This window comes from Streptococcus sanguinis, from assembly GCF_900635155.1.
GTDB classification, from domain to species: Bacteria; Bacillota; Bacilli; order Lactobacillales; family Streptococcaceae; genus Streptococcus; species Streptococcus sanguinis_G.
In genome coordinates this window covers 1,521,036-1,539,443 of record NZ_LR134002.1, presented here as the reverse complement: position 1 = coordinate 1,539,443, position 18,408 = coordinate 1,521,036, and the positions used below count along the sequence as shown (strand labels likewise).

Below are 18,408 nucleotides of genomic sequence, written 5' to 3'. Positions count from 1 at the left end.
GTCCGCGTCGACCAGTGCGTCAGTGTCAGCAAGCACCTCCGCATCGACTAGTGCGTCAGTGTCTGCAAGTACATCTGCGTCCACAAGCGCGTCAGTAAGTGCAAGTACGTCAGCGTCGACTAGCGCGTCAGTAAGTGCCAGCACGTCCGCGTCGACCAGTGCGTCAGTGTCTGCCAGCACGTCCGCCTCAACGAGTGCGTCAGTATCTGCAAGCACCTCGGCTTCAACAAGTGCGTCGGTAAGTGCAAGCACGTCCGCATCAACGAGTGCGTCAGTGTCTGCAAGCACCTCGGCTTCAACAAGTGCGTCAGTGTCTGCCAGCACGTCCGCCTCAACGAGCACGTCAGTGTCTGCCAGCACCTCCGCATCGACGAGTGCGTCAGTGTCTGCAAGTACATCTGCGTCCACAAGCGCGTCAGTATCTGCAAGCACGTCCGCATCGACGAGTGCGTCAGTATCTGCAAGCACCTCGGCTTCAACAAGTGCGTCGGTAAGTGCAAGCACGTCCGCATCAACGAGCGCATCTGTTTCTGCAAGTACGTCCGCGTCAACGAGTGCGTCCGTGAGCGCAAGTACATCTGCTTCAACAAGTGCATCTGTGTCAGCAAGCACCTCAGCATCTACAAGTGCGTCCGTAAGTGCAAGTACATCTGCATCAACCAGCGCTTCAGTGAGCGCAAGTACTTCAGCGTCAACGAGTGCCTCAGTGTCAGCAAGTACGTCCGCATCAACGAGCGCGTCTGTAAGTGCAAGTACGTCAGCTTCAACAAGTGCGTCCGTAAGTGCAAGTACGTCCGCGTCAACCAGCGCTTCTGTATCCGCAAGTACATCCGCCTCCACGAGCGCGTCTGTATCTGCCAGCACGTCGGCATCAACAAGTGCGTCTGTATCTGCAAGCATGTCTGCGTCAACCAGCGCATCCGTATCTGCAAGCACCTCAGCTTCAACGAGCGCGTCTGTAAGTGCAAGTACGTCAGCTTCAACAAGTGCGTCCGTAAGTGCAAGTACGTCCGCGTCCACGAGCGCTTCTGTATCCGCAAGCACCTCAGCTTCAACGAGCGCGTCTGTAAGTGCAAGTACGTCAGCTTCAACAAGTGCGTCCGTAAGTGCAAGTACGTCCGCGTCAACCAGCGCTTCTGTATCCGCAAGTACATCCGCCTCCACGAGCGCGTCTGTAAGTGCAAGTACGTCAGCTTCAACAAGTGCGTCTGTATCTGCAAGCATGTCTGCGTCAACCAGCGCGTCCGTAAGTGCAAGTACGTCAGCTTCAACGAGCGCGTCTGTAAGTGCAAGTACGTCAGCTTCAACAAGTGCGTCCGTAAGTGCAAGTACGTCAGCTTCAACGAGTGCGTCAGTAAGCGCAAGTACGTCAGCTTCAACAAGTGCGTCAGTAAGCGCAAGTACATCCGCCTCCACGAGCGCGTCTGTATCTGCCAGCACGTCGGCATCAACAAGTGCGTCTGTATCTGCAAGCATGTCTGCGTCCACGAGCGCTTCTGTATCCGCAAGTACATCCGCGTCGACTAGTGCATCAGTGTCAGCAAGTACATCTGCGTCCACAAGTGCATCAGTGTCCGCAAGTACATCCGCGTCGACTAGTGCATCAGTGTCAGCAAGTACATCAGCATCCACGAGTGCGTCAGTATCAGCAAGCACGTCCGCGTCGACGAGTGCGTCAGTATCAGCAAGTACGTCCGCCTCCACGAGCGCGTCTGTAAGTGCAAGTACGTCCGCCTCCACGAGTGCGTCTGTGTCTGCAAGTACGTCCGCCTCCACGAGCGCGTCAGTATCTGCAAGCACTTCAGCGTCCACAAGTGCGTCAGTGTCAGCAAGTACATCGGCTTCAACGAGTGCGTCAGTGAGTGCAAGTACGTCCGCGTCGACAAGTGCAAGTACCTCGGCATCGACAAGTGCATCTGTCTCTGCAAGTACGTCCGCGTCGACAAGTGCGTCAGTAAGTGCAAGCACCTCAGCATCGACGAGTGCGTCAGTATCAGCAAGTACGTCCGCGTCGACTAGCGCGTCAGTTTCAGCCAGCACGTCCGCGTCCACCAGTGCATCTGTAAGTGCAAGTACGTCCGCCTCGACGAGTGCGTCAGTAAGTGCAAGTACGTCCGCGTCCACCAGTGCGTCTGTGTCAGCAAGCACGTCCGCCTCCACGAGCGCGTCAGTATCTGCCAGCACGTCCGCTTCAACGAGTGCGTCAGTAAGTGCAAGTACATCAGCGTCAACCAGTGCGTCAATTTCAGCCAGCACGTCCGCATCGACGAGTGCTTCAGTGAGTGCAAGTACATCTGCATCGACGAGTGCATCGGTAAGTGCAAGCACCTCAGCTTCAACCAGCGCATCCGTATCCGCAAGTACGTCCGCATCGACGAGTGCGTCAGTGTCAGCCAGCACGTCCGCCTCAACGAGCGCGTCAGTATCTGCCAGCACCTCGGCGTCCACAAGCGCGTCAGTTTCAGCCAGCACGTCCGCTTCAACGAGTGCGTCAGTAAGTGCAAGTACATCAGCGTCTACAAGTGCGTCCGTAAGCGCAAGTACGTCGGCGTCCACGAGTGCGTCCGTAAGTGCAAGTACGTCAGCTTCAGCGAGTGCGTCAGTAAGTGCAAGTACGTCCGCGTCCACAAGTGCGTCAGTTTCCGCAAGCACATCAGCGTCTACGAGTGCGTCCGTAAGTGCAAGTACATCGGCATCAACAAGTGCCTCAGTAAGCGCAAGTACATCGGCATCAACAAGTGCCTCAGTAAGCGCAAGTACGTCTGCATCGACAAGTGCGTCCGTATCTGCAAGCACATCAGCTTCCACGAGTGCATCTGTATCCGCAAGCACGTCTGCATCGACGAGTGCATCCGTAAGTGCAAGTACGTCAGCCTCAACGAGTGCATCCGTGTCAGCAAGTGAGTCCGCATCGACAAGTGCATCCGTAAGTGCAAGTACGTCAGCGTCGACGAGTGCATCAACATCTGCCAGCACGTCCGCGTCGACTAGCGCATCAGTATCTGCAAGTACGTCTGCTTCAACGAGTGCATCCGTAAGTGCAAGTACGTCAGCGTCGACGAGTGCATCAGTTTCTGCCAGCACGTCCGCATCGACAAGTGCCTCAGTAAGCGCAAGTACATCGGCATCAATAAGTGCCTCTGTATCTGCAAGCACGTCAGCGTCGACGAGTGCTTCAGTGAGTGCAAGTACGTCAGCCTCAACAAGTGCATCAGTAAGTGCCAGCACGTCCGTGTCTACAAGTGCATCAACATCTGCAAGTACGTCAGCTTCCACGAGTGCGTCTGTATCTGCAAGTACATCAGCGTCGACGAGTGCATCTGTGAGTGCAAGTACATCAGCGTCGACCAGCGCCTCAGTAAGCGCAAGCACATCAGCCTCAACGAGTGCGTCAGTATCCGCAAGTACGTCAGCGTCAACCAGCGCGTCCGTAAGTGCCAGCACGTCAGCGTCAACCAGCGCGTCCGTAAGCGCAAGTACGTCCGCATCGACGAGTGCGTCAGTGAGTGCAAGTACGTCAGCTTCCACGAGTGCATCCGTAAGTGCAAGCACATCAGCCTCAACGAGTGCATCTGTGAGTGCAAGTACATCAGCGTCGACCAGCGCGTCCGTAAGCGCAAGCACTTCAGCGTCGACGAGTGCATCAGTAAGCGCAAGTACATCTGCGTCAACTAGCGCATCCGTATCAGCAAGCACCTCAGCTTCAACCAGCGCATCAGTGTCTGCCAGCACGTCGGCTTCCACGAGTGCGTCCGTATCCGCAAGTACGTCCGCGTCGACGAGTGCCTCAGTAAGCGCAAGTACATCCGCGTCGACGAGTGCGTCAGTATCCGCAAGTACATCCGCCTCGACTAGCGCGTCTGTGTCTGCAAGTACGTCCGCCTCCACGAGTGCGTCAGTAAGCGCAAGTACCTCCGCATCAACGAGCGCATCTGTGTCAGCAAGTACATCCGCCTCAACGAGTGCGTCAGTAAGTGCAAGCACATCCGCTTCAACGAGTGCATCAGTATCAGCAAGCACGTCCGCATCGACAAGTGCGTCAGTAAGTGCAAGTACATCAGCGTCGACCAGCGCATCCGTAAGTGCAAGTACATCTGCCTCAACGAGTGCCTCAGTAAGTGCAAGCACATCCGCTTCCACGAGTGCATCTGTCTCAGCAAGTACATCCGCCTCAACGAGTGAGTCAGTAAGTGCAAGTACATCCGCTTCAACGAGTGCATCAGTATCCGCAAGCACATCCGCTTCAACGAGTGCATCAGTAAGTGCAAGTACATCCGCCTCAACGAGTGCGTCAGTAAGTGCAAGTACATCTGCTTCAACGAGTGCATCTGTCTCAGCAAGTACGTCCGCATCGACGAGTGCATCTGTAAGCGCAAGTACATCTGCCTCAACGAGTGCATCAGTAAGTGCTAGCACCTCAGCGTCGACTAGCGCATCAGTATCTGCCAGCACGTCCGCCTCAACGAGTGCATCAACAAGTGCAAGTACATCCGCGTCGACTAGCGCGTCAGTAAGTGCAAGTACATCTGCGTCGACTAGTGCGTCTACCTCAGCAAGTACATCCGCCTCAACGAGTGCATCTGTAAGCGCAAGTACATCTGCCTCAACCAGCGCATCAGTATCCGCAAGCACGTCCGCGTCTACCAGTGCAAGCACCTCAGCATCAACCAGCGCATCTGTATCAGCAAGTACATCCGCCTCAACGAGTGCGTCAGTAAGTGCAAGTACATCCGCCTCAACGAGTGCGTCAGTAAGTGCAAGCACATCGGCTTCCACGAGCGCGTCCGTAAGCGCAAGTACGTCCGCATCGACGAGTGCGTCCGTAAGCGCAAGTACGTCCGCGTCCACGAGTGCCTCTGTATCTGCAAGTACCTCGGCGTCCACGAGCGCATCAGTGTCTGCAAGTACATCCGCCTCAACGAGTGCATCCGTGAGTGCAAGTACGTCAGCCTCCACGAGTGCGTCAGTAAGTGCAAGCACATCGGCTTCCACGAGCGCGTCCGTAAGCGCAAGTACGTCCGCGTCCACGAGTGCCTCTGTATCTGCAAGTACCTCCGCGTCCACGAGTGCGTCAGTGTCTGCAAGTACCTCCGCGTCCACGAGTGCCTCTGTATCTGCGAGCGAATCAGCCTCAACAAGCGCATCAGTGTCTGCAAGTACCTCGGCGTCCACGAGTGCATCGGTAAGTGCAAGTACGTCTGCGTCCACAAGTGCGTCAGTAAGTGCAAGTACGTCCGCGTCGACGAGTGCATCTGTATCCGCAAGCACGTCTGCGTCGACCGGTGCATCCGTATCTGCAAGTACGTCGGCTTCAACGAGTGCGTCAGTATCTGCAAGTACCTCAGCTTCAACCAGCGCATCAGTAAGTTCAAGTACGTCCGCGTCAACCAGTGCATCAGTAAGTGCAAGTACGTCTGCGTCGACGAGTGCGTCTGTCTCCGCAAGTGAATCAGCGTCAACGAGTGCATCCGTATCTGCGAGCGAGTCTGCGTCGACGAGTGCATCTGTATCCGCAAGCACGTCTGCGTCGACCAGTGCATCCGTATCTGCAAGTACGTCGGCTTCAACGAGTGCGTCAGTATCTGCAAGTACCTCAGCTTCAACCAGCGCATCAGTAAGTTCAAGTACGTCCGCGTCAACCAGTGCATCAGTAAGTTCAAGTACGTCTGCGTCCACGAGCGCATCCGTATTCGCAAGCACATCGGCCTCAACCAGTGCCTCAGTGTCTGCAAGTGAATCTGCTTCAATGAGTGCGTCCGTAAGCGCAAGTACTTCCGCGTCAACCAGTGCATCAGTAAGCGCCAGTACCTCAGCTTCCACGAGCGCGTCTGTAAGTGCAAGCGAATCCGCATCGACTAGCGCATCAGTATCAGCAAGCACATCGGCCTCAACCAGTGCATCAGTATCCGCAAGCACATCAGCTTCAACGAGTGCATCAGCAAGTGCAAGTACCTCAGCCTCAACGAGTGTATCAGTAAGTGCAAGCGAATCCGCGTCGACGAGCGCATCCGTAAGCGCAAGTGAATCCGCTTCAACGAGTGCGTCCGTAAGTGCCAGCGCCTCCGCGTCAGCAAGTGAGTCAGCATCAATCAGCGAATCCACTTCAGTAAGTGCATCTGCTTTAGCGTTGGCAAGTATATCCGCTTCAGTAAGTGCCTCAGAATCTGCCAGCACTTCGGCTAGTCTGTCTGGTTCAGAAAGTGCTTCGATTAGTGATTCTCAGTCAATCAGCGAGTCTACCTCAGTGAGCACCAGCACCTCAGTCTTGCATAGTCAGCTGGATCTGGTTCATGAGAAGGAATTCTACTCACTCAGCCTTTCTACAAGTGAGTCACTGTCAGCAGCGGTTAGCCTCAGCGAGCTTGCCCGTGTCAGTCAGTCTGTATCGGAAAGCCTGTCTACGAGCCTGTCAGCTAGTCAGAGCACATCTGAAAGTCTGTCCGCTTCAGCAAGACAGTCTGAGCTGGATCTGATTTCCAGAGGTCGTCTGCCACAGACAGGGGAAACGGAGAGCAAGGCTTCCATCCTGGCTCTGGGCTTAGGAGCATTGGGCTTGGCCTTCAAGAGACGTAAAAAGAAAAGCGACTCTGAGGAGTAGCAGTAAATAAAGTCGATCAGTTTATCTTTTAGTCCGTCGAAAGTTCACTCAATTAGTGAGCTGTGGAAGTGATGGACGGAGCAAGTCGTAAGGGAAATAACTTGATTATTTCTGGTGCTTGCTTCCTAAAATCCTAGACTAGGATTTAGTAAAAAGAAACCGATAGGCAATAGAAACAGGAAGTTTTGACAACTTCCTGTTTTTTTGACAATTTAGTAGAAAAAAAGTGTCCTTTATTCTGCAGGAAAGTCCTTGAGAATATAGATTTTTTGGACAATATTTTATATAATATCAAGTATAGAAATGATGTTTTAGAGTTTATGAAATGAAAGAGTAAGGGAAGAAATGAAAACGATTGTTTTGGTTGGGGATCAGGCCTATCAGGAGCAAGTTTCGACTGCAATTAAGTCGATTTTATATTACAATAAAAATGTAAAAATCTATGTTTTCAATCAGGGATTGAGTGACGAGTGGTTTCGTGATTTTAATGAGCTGGCCGAGCAGTTGGACAGTGAATTAGTCAATATCAGCTTGGAGCAAGTGACTATCAGTCCAGAGTGGCTGACTCAGGACCATATCAGCTCAGCAGCCTATGCTCGCTATTTCATTCCGCAGTTTGTAGCAGAGGAGCGGGTCCTTTATCTGGACAGTGATCTGGTGGTCAATAGAGATTTGCAGCCTTTATTTGATATTCCTCTGGAGGGCAAGCTTGTGGCTGCGGTTGGAGATGCTGGTGGTTATGGATTTAACTCTGGAGTTCTGCTAATTGATAATCGAGCATGGAAAGAAAAGCAGCTGCAGGAGATCTTTATCAAGGAGACGGACCGCATCATGGGCTTGGTCCAGTCTGGCCAGATGGAGGATTTCAACGGCGATCAGACGGTTTTAAATCATGTGCTGGCTCAGGATTGGCTGCCCATGGATAAGATTTACAATCTGCAGGTAGGCCATGATTTGGTGGCCTTTTACAGTGGCTGGGATGGTCATTTTGAGCTGGATCAGGAACCTCTGATTATACACTATACGACCTTCCGCAAACCATGGAACTCGGAAGTTAGCTATCGCTACCGCCAGCTTTGGTGGGACTTTCAGGCCTTGAGTGTGGAGGAGATTTTAGCCCATCATCGGGGAGAGTTTGAGCTGCCGGACCGTTGGGAGCAGGCCGCTCTGAACTGTATGCTCCTGACAGATGTGCAAGAGCTGGAGCAGATTGAATTTTTAGCCCAGTCCCTGCCTAGGGTTCATTTTTATATAGCCTGTTACACAGATATGGGAGATTATCTGCGTTCTTTGGATCGCTATGAAAATATCCATCTCTATCCGCAGGTTATCCATGCAGTGCTGGATGAACTCATTGATAAGTGCCAGATCTATTTGGATATTCACCATGGGAACGAGCACTATGAACTGAGCAGTCGTTTCAAGGCACTTGGCAAGCCAGTTCTGGCTTTTGACAATACTAAGAAAAATGAAAAGGAAGAACTGGTCTATCCCCATGAGCACCCTCAGGAGATGGTGAGAAAGCTGCGCAGTCTGATGAAAAAAGAGAAGCCGCAAGCCTTTCGGGCTGTGGTGCTGGCGGCTAATGCTGCCTATAGTGAGCAGGTCTTAACCACCATTAAGTCCATCGTCTGCCACAATCGCTTTATCAAGTTTTATGTCATCAACAGTGATTTTCCGACAGAGTGGTTTGTCAGCATGCGGAAAAAGCTGGCCAAGCTGGACTGCCAGATTGTCAATGCTCGGGTGGATAGCAGTCATATTAGTCAATATAAGACAAATATCCATTATTCAGTTTTTTTGAGATATTTTACGGCTACTTTTGTACAGGAAGATCAAGCTCTTTATTTGGACTGCGATATTGTAGTAACACGTGATTTATCAGAAATTTTTGCAGTTGATTTGGGTTCCTATCCGCTTGGAGCGGTAAGAGATCTGGGTGGAGAAGTTTACTTTGGCGAGCAGATTTTTAATTCAGGTGTTTTACTAATTAATGTGAACTACTGGAGAGAAAACGATATTGCGGGTCAATTGATTGAGATGACTGATAACTTACATGATAAAGTTACTCAGGATGACCAAAGCATTCTCAATATGCTTTTTGAAAATCGCTGGATGGAGCTGCCTTTTGCTTATAACTGTATTACGCTGCACACGACCTTTTCGGACTATGAGCCAGAAAAAGGTCTCTATCCGCCGGTGATTCACTATCTGACTGAGCGCAAGCCTTGGAAAGAGTACACCCAGTCCATCTATCGTGAGGTCTGGTGGTTCTATCAGGGACTGGATTGGTCGGATATGCAGGAGCCAGTCGGAGCCCTGACTCAAAAGATGGTGGAAGAGGAAGATAGCTCAAGTCTGTCCTGCCTAGTCTACACCTACTCTTGTGACCTGATGCATATCAATTATCTGATTCAAGCCCTGCCTGCCTGTCATTTCTACATCGCTGCACCGGTAGTGGTGGCAGAGCCAATCACGCGTCTGCTCCAGTATCCTAATGTCAGCGTCAGTTCAGATATAGCAGGCATTCCGGCTCTCTTGGAGTCGCTGGAAGCCAAGTCTCAGCTGCTGCTTGATATCAATGCTGGTGATGAGGTAGGGGATATTATTGCCCGCTTTAAGTCTGCTGGCAAGCCGGTCTTTGCCTTTGATAGTACAGCCCATGGCCAGCAGGGGCAGGAAATCTTTCCAGCTGATAACCCTGAAGTCATGGTGCAGGCTATTGAGAAGCTAAGATTGGCCGAGCCTGAGGAGCGGCAGATTTCTGTACGCTCTATCGACCAGTCGCTGGATTATCTCTTGGAGAAAGGTGCTTCAGTGGTTCGCTTTGGAGATGGGGAGATGGATTTGGTTGCGGGCCGCAGTATCGTCTATCAGGATTTTGATTCAGAACTGTCAGCGCGCTTGAGAGAGATTATGTCTATGGAAAGCAATGAGCGTTTGATGATTTGTCTGCCCGATGTCTTTACAGGGCTAGAGCGCTATTCCATTGATGCCCAAAATTTTTGGAATCTAAATCATTTGCCACATTTTCTTGAGAAATATAAAAATATTTGCCGAGCACCTTGGTATGGATCGACTTTTATTTCCCGTCCTTATATCGACTTGGAAGATAAGACGCCGTCTGCGGGCTACTTTACAAAGCTTAAGCAGCTATGGCAGGACAAGGACCTCTTGATCGTAGAGGGCTTGACTTCCCGCTCTGGTGTGGGCAATGACCTCTTTGATGGGGCTAAATCCATCAAGCGGATTATCTGTCCTTCGCGCAATGCCTACAGCAAGCTGGAGGCGATTAAGCAGGCTATTCGAGAGCATGCGGATAATCGTCTGATTTTGACCATGCTGGGTCCGACGGCCAAGGTCTTGGTCTATGATCTGGTTCAGGAAGGCTATCGGGCGCTGGATATTGGGCATATTGACTCAGAGTATGAGTGGTTCCAGATGGGGGCTAGGCACAAGGTCAAGCTGTCGCACAAGCATACGGCTGAGCACAACTTTGATCAGGATATTGAGTTTAGAGACGACCAAGCTTATGACAGTCAGATTGTTGCCAATCTGGCTCAGGAATGAAGATTAGAAAAAGAATATGAAAGTTAATATTACCAATCTATACGGTATGTCTGGCCAGAGTACGGCTTTGATTGCCCAGAATGATGTGACCAAGCTAGCCAAGCAGCTGGGCTTCAATGAACTGAGTTTTTATTTTTACGATATATACAGCGACAGCCAGTCTGAGCTCAGTCGGCGTCTGGACGGTATCATGGCTAGTGTGGGCTATGGCGATGTGGTTATCTATCAGTCGCCGACTTGGAACGGTCGGGAGTTTGACAAGGCCTTTATCAGCAAGCTGAAGATTTTGCAGGCCAAGCTGATTACCTTTATCCATGATGTACCGCCACTGATGTTTCCGTCAAACTATTATCTGATGCCGGAGTATATCGACATGTACAATCAGTCCGATGTGGTTATCGTGCCTTCTGAGCAGATGCGGGATAAGCTAGTGGCAGAGGGGCTGACTGTGGGCAAGATTTTGGTCCAGCGCATGTGGGATCATCCCTATGATTTGCCCCTGCACCAGCCTCAGTTTGCCCGCAAGCTCTATTTTGCCGGAAGTGTGGAGCGTTTTCCCCATCTTATCAATTGGTCTTTTGCAACGCCGCTGGAGATTTTTTCGCCTGAAGAAGAGTCAAATCCAGAGGCCAATGTCAGCTATCGCGGCTGGGTCAGCCGGCCGGAGTTGCTCTTGGAGCTGTCCAAGGGTGGTCTGGGTCTGGTCTGGGGTGTTGAGGAAAATCCAGCAGACGAGCCAGAATACTATGGTCTCAATATTTCTCATAAGTCTGCCACTTATCTGGCAGCTGGGATTCCGGTCATCGTCCCTTCTTACCTGTCCAATGCGGAGCTGATTCGCGAGCGCGGTCTGGGCTTTGTCGTAGACAGTCTGGAAGAAGCCAGTCGGATTGTAGAAGGCTTGACTGCCGAGGAGTATCAGGCTATGGTCGAGCGGGTTAGAAAGTTCTCTTTCCTGCTCAAGGAAGGTTATTTTAGCAAGAAAGTCTTAGTAGATGCGGTGATGGAAGTCTTGTCTTAAAGTTCTCAAGCCATCATCATAAGGAGTCAGAGTGAAGTCATTTTTTAAACCGGTCATTATCAAGAAGTTTCTGTGGACCTTATTTTTCTTATTTATCTATGTCTTGGGAACCAAGCTGACCCTGCCCTTCATCAATATGAGTAAGGCAGCTGCCATGGACGGGACCTCTGCGACCTTGAACTATGCGACAGCCCTGATGGGGGGAAATCTGCGCAGTATGTCCCTCTTTTCTATCGGACTATCTCCTTGGATGTCCTCCATGCTGATCTGGCAGATGTTTGCCGTTTCTAAGCGCCTGAATCTGAGCAAGCTGCCTATGGAGGTGCAAGAAAGGCGACGGATGCTGCTGACCTTAGTCATTGCCTTGATCCAGTCAGTGGCGCTGGTCCTAAACCTGCCTCTGCAAGAAGCAGGTGGAGTGGATATGACTACGATTATGGTCTTAGATACCTTGGTCTTGATGGCTGGAACCTACATGCTGGTCTGGCTGACTGATTTGAATTCTGCCATGGGATTAGGCGGATCTATCATGATCGTCATGGCCAGTATGATTGCCTACATTCCGCAGGATATCTGGCATTCCATTCAGGAGTTGAAGATTTCTTCACTTTGGCTGGGCATGCTGCTGGTTTTCAGCCTAGTCTTTCTCTATCTGGCTGTTACAGTTGAGCGGTCCAAGTACCGAATTCCAGTCAATAAGATCAATATCCATAACCGTTTCAAGAAATACTCTTATCTGGATATTCGTCTTAATCCTGCTGGTGGGATGCCGATTATGTACGCTATGACCTTGGTCAGCATTCCTCAGTATTTCCTTTTGATTATCCACTTTCTCCAGCCGGACAATCAGCTGATTGAGCAGTGGATAGAGGCGCTGTCTATGGGAAGTCCGGCTTGGTTTATTCTCTATCTGCTGACCATTTTCATCCTGGCGCTGGCCTTCGCCTTTATCAATATCAGTGGCGACCAGATTGCTGAGCGGATGCAAAAGAGTGGAGAGTATATTGAAAATGTTTATCCCGGAGTAGCGACCCGCCATTATATCAATGGCTTGGTGACTTATTTTGCTATTGTGGGTGCTTTCTATCTGATTATGATTGCTGGTCTGCCTATGATGGTGGTGTTGCTGGATATTCGCTATCTGCGGCTCAGCATGATTCCGGGGATTTTTATGATTTTTATCGGAATGGTCTTTTCTATTAAGAACGAGGTGGAGGCCTTGACGCTTAATGACCGTTATCGTTCATTGTTGTAGGAGAAACTATGTATTACTTTATTCCTTCATGGAGTGGCAGTGGGGATCGAGTTTGGCACCGGGATATTGTCCCTTGGTACCGCTCCATGCAGCGTTTGGAGTTTGATGATTCGATTCATCAGATTCGGATTTTTCAAAGTGAAAATCTGCCAGTCCAGCTGCTTTTGCCAGCCTATATGCCGCATGCCCGCTACCTCTTGCATCGGCAGGATATTTTTGAGACGGATTATTACTCAGTTTTTGACGAGATTCAGGGAATCCAGTCTAAAGAAATGCAGGTGTTACAAATCAAGGATCTGGACTGGGAGCCAGACTGCGAGTTTGTCTATACGCCCTTTCTAGTCATGGTCCGTAGGCAAGGCCATCTCTATGCTCATATCGAGTTTGGAGTAGAAGGCTTTATCAGCTTCATCAAGTTTTTCAAGGATGACCAGCTGGAGAAGTTTTATATCTTTGATGATCGGGGATTTGTCTCCAGTATCACCTATTATGAAGAGGGGCAGCCCCTTTATCAGGACTACCTACAGCCGGATGGTGACTGGCGGATTCGTGAGCATCTCAAGCCTGACAACTGCCGGGTAGAGGTCAATCCTGCTTACTTACTGGACTTTGATAAGCTGGAGTATGAGCGAATGCCAGACTTAATCTTGGAGAAATTGGGCCACTATATCGAGCGCAATGCAGGAGAGGACAGCCGGTTTGTCCTAGCAACGCATCCCTTATACACTCAAGCCATTTTGCGCTTATTGCCCAAGAATGTTCAAATCATTCTCAGCTTTTTCCACGAGCGCAATCATACAGTGGATTGGCCAGCTCTAGATGCAGATTTGCAGCAGGCGGATTTAGTCTTGACTGATCGTATGGATTTCAAGAAGGCTATTCAGCGCTACCTGCCTGGGCAGGCTCAGAAGGTGCATTACCTGTCGCCTTTTGATACTCGTCTGCAGCTGGGCAAGAGCCAGCGTCGTCGTGAATCCAAGATTTTTTATCAGATTAATCTGGAAGAAGGGCTTAATGACTATGCCATCTTCAAGGTTCTCCACTATGTGGCCAAGCATCCGGATACAGAGCTGACTATCGGTGTTTACAATGCTTGGCAGGAAGGAATCCAAAAGGTGGAGACCAAGGTGCAGGAGGTTATTGATGAATATCTGAATCAGTATGAATTTGTCAAGAACTACCGCCGCAGTGAGCAGGCTGAGAATGCCCTGCTGGAAAATCAGGAGCAGGACCTCCGTTTCACCATTAAGAATATCACGGACGAGCTCAGCTTGATTCAGGAGCTGGATGATACACGGTTAATTATTGACCTGAGTGAGCAGCCCAATCTCTATACGCAGATTGCTGGTATTTCTGCTGGGATTCCGCAGATTAATCTGGTGGGCTCGGACTATGTGACCCATCTGCAAAATGGCTATATCTTAGACTCTATCTCTGATGTTCCGACTGCTGCAGAATATTACTTGGAAGGTTTGAAAAATTGGAACCAGGCCCTGATTTATTCTATTGAAAAAATCCATCATAATACTGGTCTGGAGCTGATTGGCCGGTGGGAGCAGTGGCTCAAGGAGGCTGAGAATGCAAAATAAGCTGAAAATCTTACAGATTGGCTCAAGCGACTGGAGCAAGGAGCTTGCCATTCCAGACAATATGGCTTGGTATTATTTCTTTCCTAACTCCAATCTAGCTATCAAAAAGGTCATGGAGATGGATAAGATTGGCAAGTTTGATGCGATTCTGGTGGACGATTTGCGTCGAATCCCAGATTTGTTTATGATTGAAGACAAGATTGTCCCCCATACGGTTTTCTATGATCAGCAACAGGAAACCCAGGAAGCGGATATTGAGTATTTTCTCAAGCGTCACTGCGCTCAGCCAACGGATATGAGCGATCGAGCTGATCTAGTCCGCAAGCTGTCCAAGGCTCTCTTTTCCGGCCAGTATGGGGATAAGATGACCCCGCTTGATATGGTCGTTAGCCCTGGATTTCGGGGCAAGATTTGCTACAATGGCTATGAAAATCTAGAGCTGGAAGGTGACTTTGGTCAGGACTTTCAGCCAATCGTGTCATGGAAATACAATATTATTGCCAACAAGTTCAATCCAGTTGAACTCTGGCTTGAATATGAAAAGTCCGGCAGCTGTGAGCTGCGGCTGCGCCTCTATAATATCCAGGAAGGCTCGACTGCGGACATTGCTCGCGAGACTATTTTCGCAGAAGAGGACATGCGGGAATCCATGGTTCTGGACAATGACTTTACTTCCTATTTGGGAGTCAGTTTAGAGGCTAGAGGAGTGGGATGGATTCAGGTTGGCGCTCTGCATCAGCGTCTGACCCGCTTTGAGTTTGGTAAGTATGTTCTGGGTGGGAAGATTTTTCGCGATAGCCACCGTCAGGAGATTAATTACTTCTTTTATCCGGGAGATTTGAAGCCGCCTTTGGCTGTTTATTTTTCTGGTTACCGTCGGGCGGAAGGCTTCGAGGGCTTTGGAATGATGCGGAGTTTAGGCTGTCCTTTTCTCTTGTTTTCAGATCCGCGCGTGGATGGCGGTATGTTTTATCTGGGCAGTCAGGAGCTGGAGAGCAGTATTCATAAGATTATCCAAGAACATTTGGACTTTCTGGGCTTTACCGAGCGGGATTTGATTCTATCAGGCATGTCAATGGGGACCTATGGTGCGGTTTATTACGGTTCGGAGTTTCGTCCGCGGGCTATCGTTTTGTCCAAGCCCTTGGGAAATCTAGGCACTATTGCCCAACGTGGTCGTTTACGCCTGCCCGAGGTCTTTCCGACGGCTCTAGATGTCCTTCACCGTCACACGGGTGGCAAAGATCAGGAACATGTAGAAGAACTGAATCAACGCTACTGGCATAAGTTTGAGAAGGCTGATTTCAGCCGGACGACCTTTGGTATCGCCTATATGAGAGAAGAGGACTATGATCCGACGGCCTATGAGGACCTGGTAGCAGCTCTTCATCTGACCGAGGCCAAGCTGATTAGCAGAGGTGTCCCGGGACGGCATAATGACGACTTAGCTGTGTCTGTGTCTTGGTTTATGAATTACTATCGAATGATATTGGAAAAGGAATTTGGGAGAAAGAAATGAAGATTCAAAAAAGAAAGGGCATTTACTGGGGAGAGCTGAGAGGGGTTTCGGCAGCTGGTAAAATGACTGACTTTACCTATCTCTATGGAACTACCCTTATCATTCATTCCCCTTCACATATATTTTTTGAAAATAAACTGATGGCCTCCGGCCAGACCATCCATGAATGGTCTTCCAAATGGAACTATCAGCGAGACCGGCAGGTGCCTGCTCTCCCCTTGCTCAAAAAGGGGGCTCGCTATTGCCTGTCTAGAGATATGACCACCTATCCTGAATCCAGCGTCTTTCTGAAAATCATCTTCTTTGACCGTTATGAGAAAGAAATCAGCAATCAAGTGGAGCGCTCGGAGAGTATGATCTTTACCTACCCAAACGAAGCCTATAGCTATAAGGTTCAGCTGCTGAGTGCAGGAGTTGAGTCCTTAGAGTTTCATTGCCTAAACATTGACCAAATCATAGAGGAGTCTGATGATTAAAAATCATTTTCAAATTCAGCGCTTAAAGAAAATCTTAGCCAAAGTCAAGAGCTTTGAGTCAGAAATGGCAGGCTTGTCAGACGCTGAACTGCGAAAGAAAACACAGGAATTTAAGGAAAGACTGACCGCAGGTGAGACTTTAGACGACTTGCTGCCAGAGGCTTATGCTGTCGTGCGGGAAGCAGACAAGCGGGTCCTGGGCATGTTCCCCTACGATGTGCAGGTCATGGGGGCCATTGTTCTTCATGAGGGCAATGTCGCTGAGATGGCTACGGGAGAGGGCAAGACTCTGACGGCTACCATGCCGCTCTATCTCAATGCCCTGTCTGGTCAAGGAGCTATGCTGGTGACTACCAATACCTATCTGGCTCTGCGGGATGCTCAGGAAATGGGACAGGTCTATCGTTTTCTGGGGCTGACTATTGAGACAGCTGTGGTAGCGGATGAGACTGAAAAGCTGACGCCCAAGCAGAAGCGGCAGATTTACCAGGCGGATATTGTCTATACGACCAATAGTGCCTTGGGCTTTGACTATCTGATTGAAAATCTAGCAGAGAACAAGGACAGCCAGTATCTTAGTCCTTTCAACTATGTGATTATCGACGAGATTGACTCCATCCTCTTGGACAGCGCTCAGGTCCCTCTGGTTATCTCTGGTGCCCCTCGGGTTCAGTCAAACTTCTATGGTATCATGGATACCTTCATTACGACTTTGAAAGAAGACGAGGATTATCACTACGATGACGAGAAGAATGAAGTCTGGCTGACGTCGAAAGGTATTCTGGCGGCAGAGTCTTTTCTTGACTTGGAGCATCTTTTCTCCAAGGAAAATCAAGAGTTGGTCCGCCACCTCAATCTAGCCTTGCGGGCCCACAAGCTCTACAAAAAGGACAAGGACTACGTTGTCCGCCAGGGTGACAAAGAGGCAGAGGTCCTACTTTTGGACCGCTCAACCGGCCGTCTGCTGGAAATGACCCGGCTTCAGGGAGGTCAGCACCAGGCCATTGAGGCCAAGGAGCATGTCAAGCTGACGGAGGAAACGCGGGCCATGGCATCCATTACCTATCAGAATCTCTTCCGGCTCTTCCGGAAAATCTCTGGTATGACTGGAACCGGCAAGGTGGTGGAGAGCGAGTTTATGGAGACTTACTCCATGTCTGTCATCAAGATTCCGACCAACCAGCCAGTCATACGCCAAGACTTGCCAGACCAGCTTTACCAGACCCTGCCAGAAAAAGTCTTTGCTTCATTGGACGAGGTCAAGCACTACCATGCTCAAGGCAATCCACTCTTGATTTTTACAGGCTCAGTGGAGATGTCAGAGATTTACTCTTCCCTACTGCTGAGAGAAGGTATCGCCCACAATCTGCTCAATGCCAACAATGCGGCCCGTGAGGCGCAGATTATCGCTGAGTCTGGGCAGAAAAGTGCGGTGACGGTGGCTACATCCATGGCCGGTCGCGGTACTGATATAAAACTGGGACCAGGTGTCGCAGATTTGGGCGGTCTCGTGGTGATTGGTACTGAGCGGATGGAGAACCAGCGGATTGATCTACAGATTCGTGGTCGTTCAGGTCGCCAGGGTGATCCAGGTATCAGTAAATTTTTCATCTCACTGGAAGATGACTTGCTCAGGAAGTGGGGACCGGACTGGCTCAAGAAGTTCTACAAGGACTACTCTACTGAAGAGGTTGAGAAACATCCAGTCCAGCTGGGACAGCGCCGTTTCAGACACTTAGTGGCAAAGGCTCAGAGAGCTAGCGAAAGCAGTGCCAAGATGTCCCGTCGGATGACGCTGGAATATGCCCAGTGTATGAAGATTCAGCGGGAGATTACCTATGCTGAGCGCAATCGCCTGATTCAAGCTGAAGAGCGCATTGACGAAGAAATCAGCCGCGTCCTTAGTCAGGTCATTCATCAGGCGGCTTATGAGCAGTCCTATGCGACGCGGGCTGACCTCTATCGCTTTATTTTAGACCATTTCAGCTATCATGCTGAGCGTATTCCTTATGATTTTGATATTTATTCGCCGGAGAAAATCGCAGAGCTCTTGCAGGATATTGCCGAGCAGGAGCTGCAGGCAAAGAAAGCCTATCTCAAGTCTGACAAGCTCTTTACCCATTTTCAGCGGGTGTCCGTTCTCAAGGCTATTGATGAGAACTGGGTCGAGCAGGTGGACTATCTGCAGCAACTCAAGACAGCCTTGAGCGGTCAGCATTTCTCTATGAAAAATCCTCTGGTAGAGTACTATCAAGAGGCTTACGATGGCTTTGAATATATGAAGGAGCGCATGAAGCAGCAGATCGTCAAGAATCTTTTGATGAGTGAATTGGCACTCAACCCTAAAGGAGAAGTCATCATGTACTTCCCGTAAGACGAG

The 18,408-nt window shown here is 50.0% G+C and carries 8 protein-coding genes; all 8 read left to right on the top strand.

The features are described from left to right. Positions 1-1,534 precede the first annotated feature (1,534 nt). Complete coding sequence (locus ELZ47_RS12095) at positions 1,535-6,598, top strand: LPXTG cell wall anchor domain-containing protein (RefSeq protein ID WP_420031190.1); 5,064 nt, start codon at positions 1,535-1,537, stop codon at positions 6,596-6,598. A 345-nt stretch (positions 6,599-6,943) separates the two neighbouring features. Then, positions 6,944-10,168: an SP_1767 family glycosyltransferase gene (locus ELZ47_RS07605; protein ID WP_126435712.1), complete on the top strand. Its 3,225-nt coding sequence runs from the start codon at positions 6,944-6,946 to the stop codon at positions 10,166-10,168. A 16-nt stretch (positions 10,169-10,184) separates the two neighbouring features. Continuing rightward, positions 10,185-11,189: a sugar transferase gene (locus tag ELZ47_RS07600; RefSeq protein WP_125331441.1), complete on the top strand. Its 1,005-nt coding sequence runs from the start codon at positions 10,185-10,187 to the stop codon at positions 11,187-11,189. Between the two features lie 31 nt (positions 11,190-11,220). Further along, positions 11,221-12,444, top strand: a complete 1,224-nt coding sequence (gene secY2 / locus ELZ47_RS07595; RefSeq protein WP_125331442.1) for an accessory Sec system protein translocase subunit SecY2 — start codon at positions 11,221-11,223, stop codon at positions 12,442-12,444. Between the two features lie 8 nt (positions 12,445-12,452). After that, a complete protein-coding gene (gene asp1, locus ELZ47_RS07590; protein WP_126435711.1) occupies positions 12,453-14,033 on the top strand; it encodes an accessory Sec system protein Asp1 in 1,581 nt (526 codons plus the stop codon). Next, positions 14,023-15,552: an accessory Sec system protein Asp2 gene (gene asp2, locus ELZ47_RS07585; protein WP_125331444.1), complete on the top strand. Its 1,530-nt coding sequence runs from the start codon at positions 14,023-14,025 to the stop codon at positions 15,550-15,552. The genes asp1 and asp2 overlap by 11 nt, the downstream gene beginning before the upstream one ends. Continuing rightward, a complete protein-coding gene (gene asp3, locus ELZ47_RS07580) occupies positions 15,549-16,028 on the top strand; it encodes an accessory Sec system protein Asp3 (RefSeq protein WP_002906887.1) in 480 nt (159 codons plus the stop codon). The genes asp2 and asp3 overlap by 4 nt, the downstream gene beginning before the upstream one ends. Continuing rightward, positions 16,021-18,402 (top strand): accessory Sec system translocase SecA2, encoded by a 2,382-nt coding sequence (secA2, locus tag ELZ47_RS07575; protein WP_126435710.1) that lies wholly within the window; start codon positions 16,021-16,023, stop codon positions 18,400-18,402. Before asp3 ends, secA2 begins: the two co-directional genes overlap by 8 nt. The last annotated feature ends 6 nt before the right edge of the window (positions 18,403-18,408 follow it).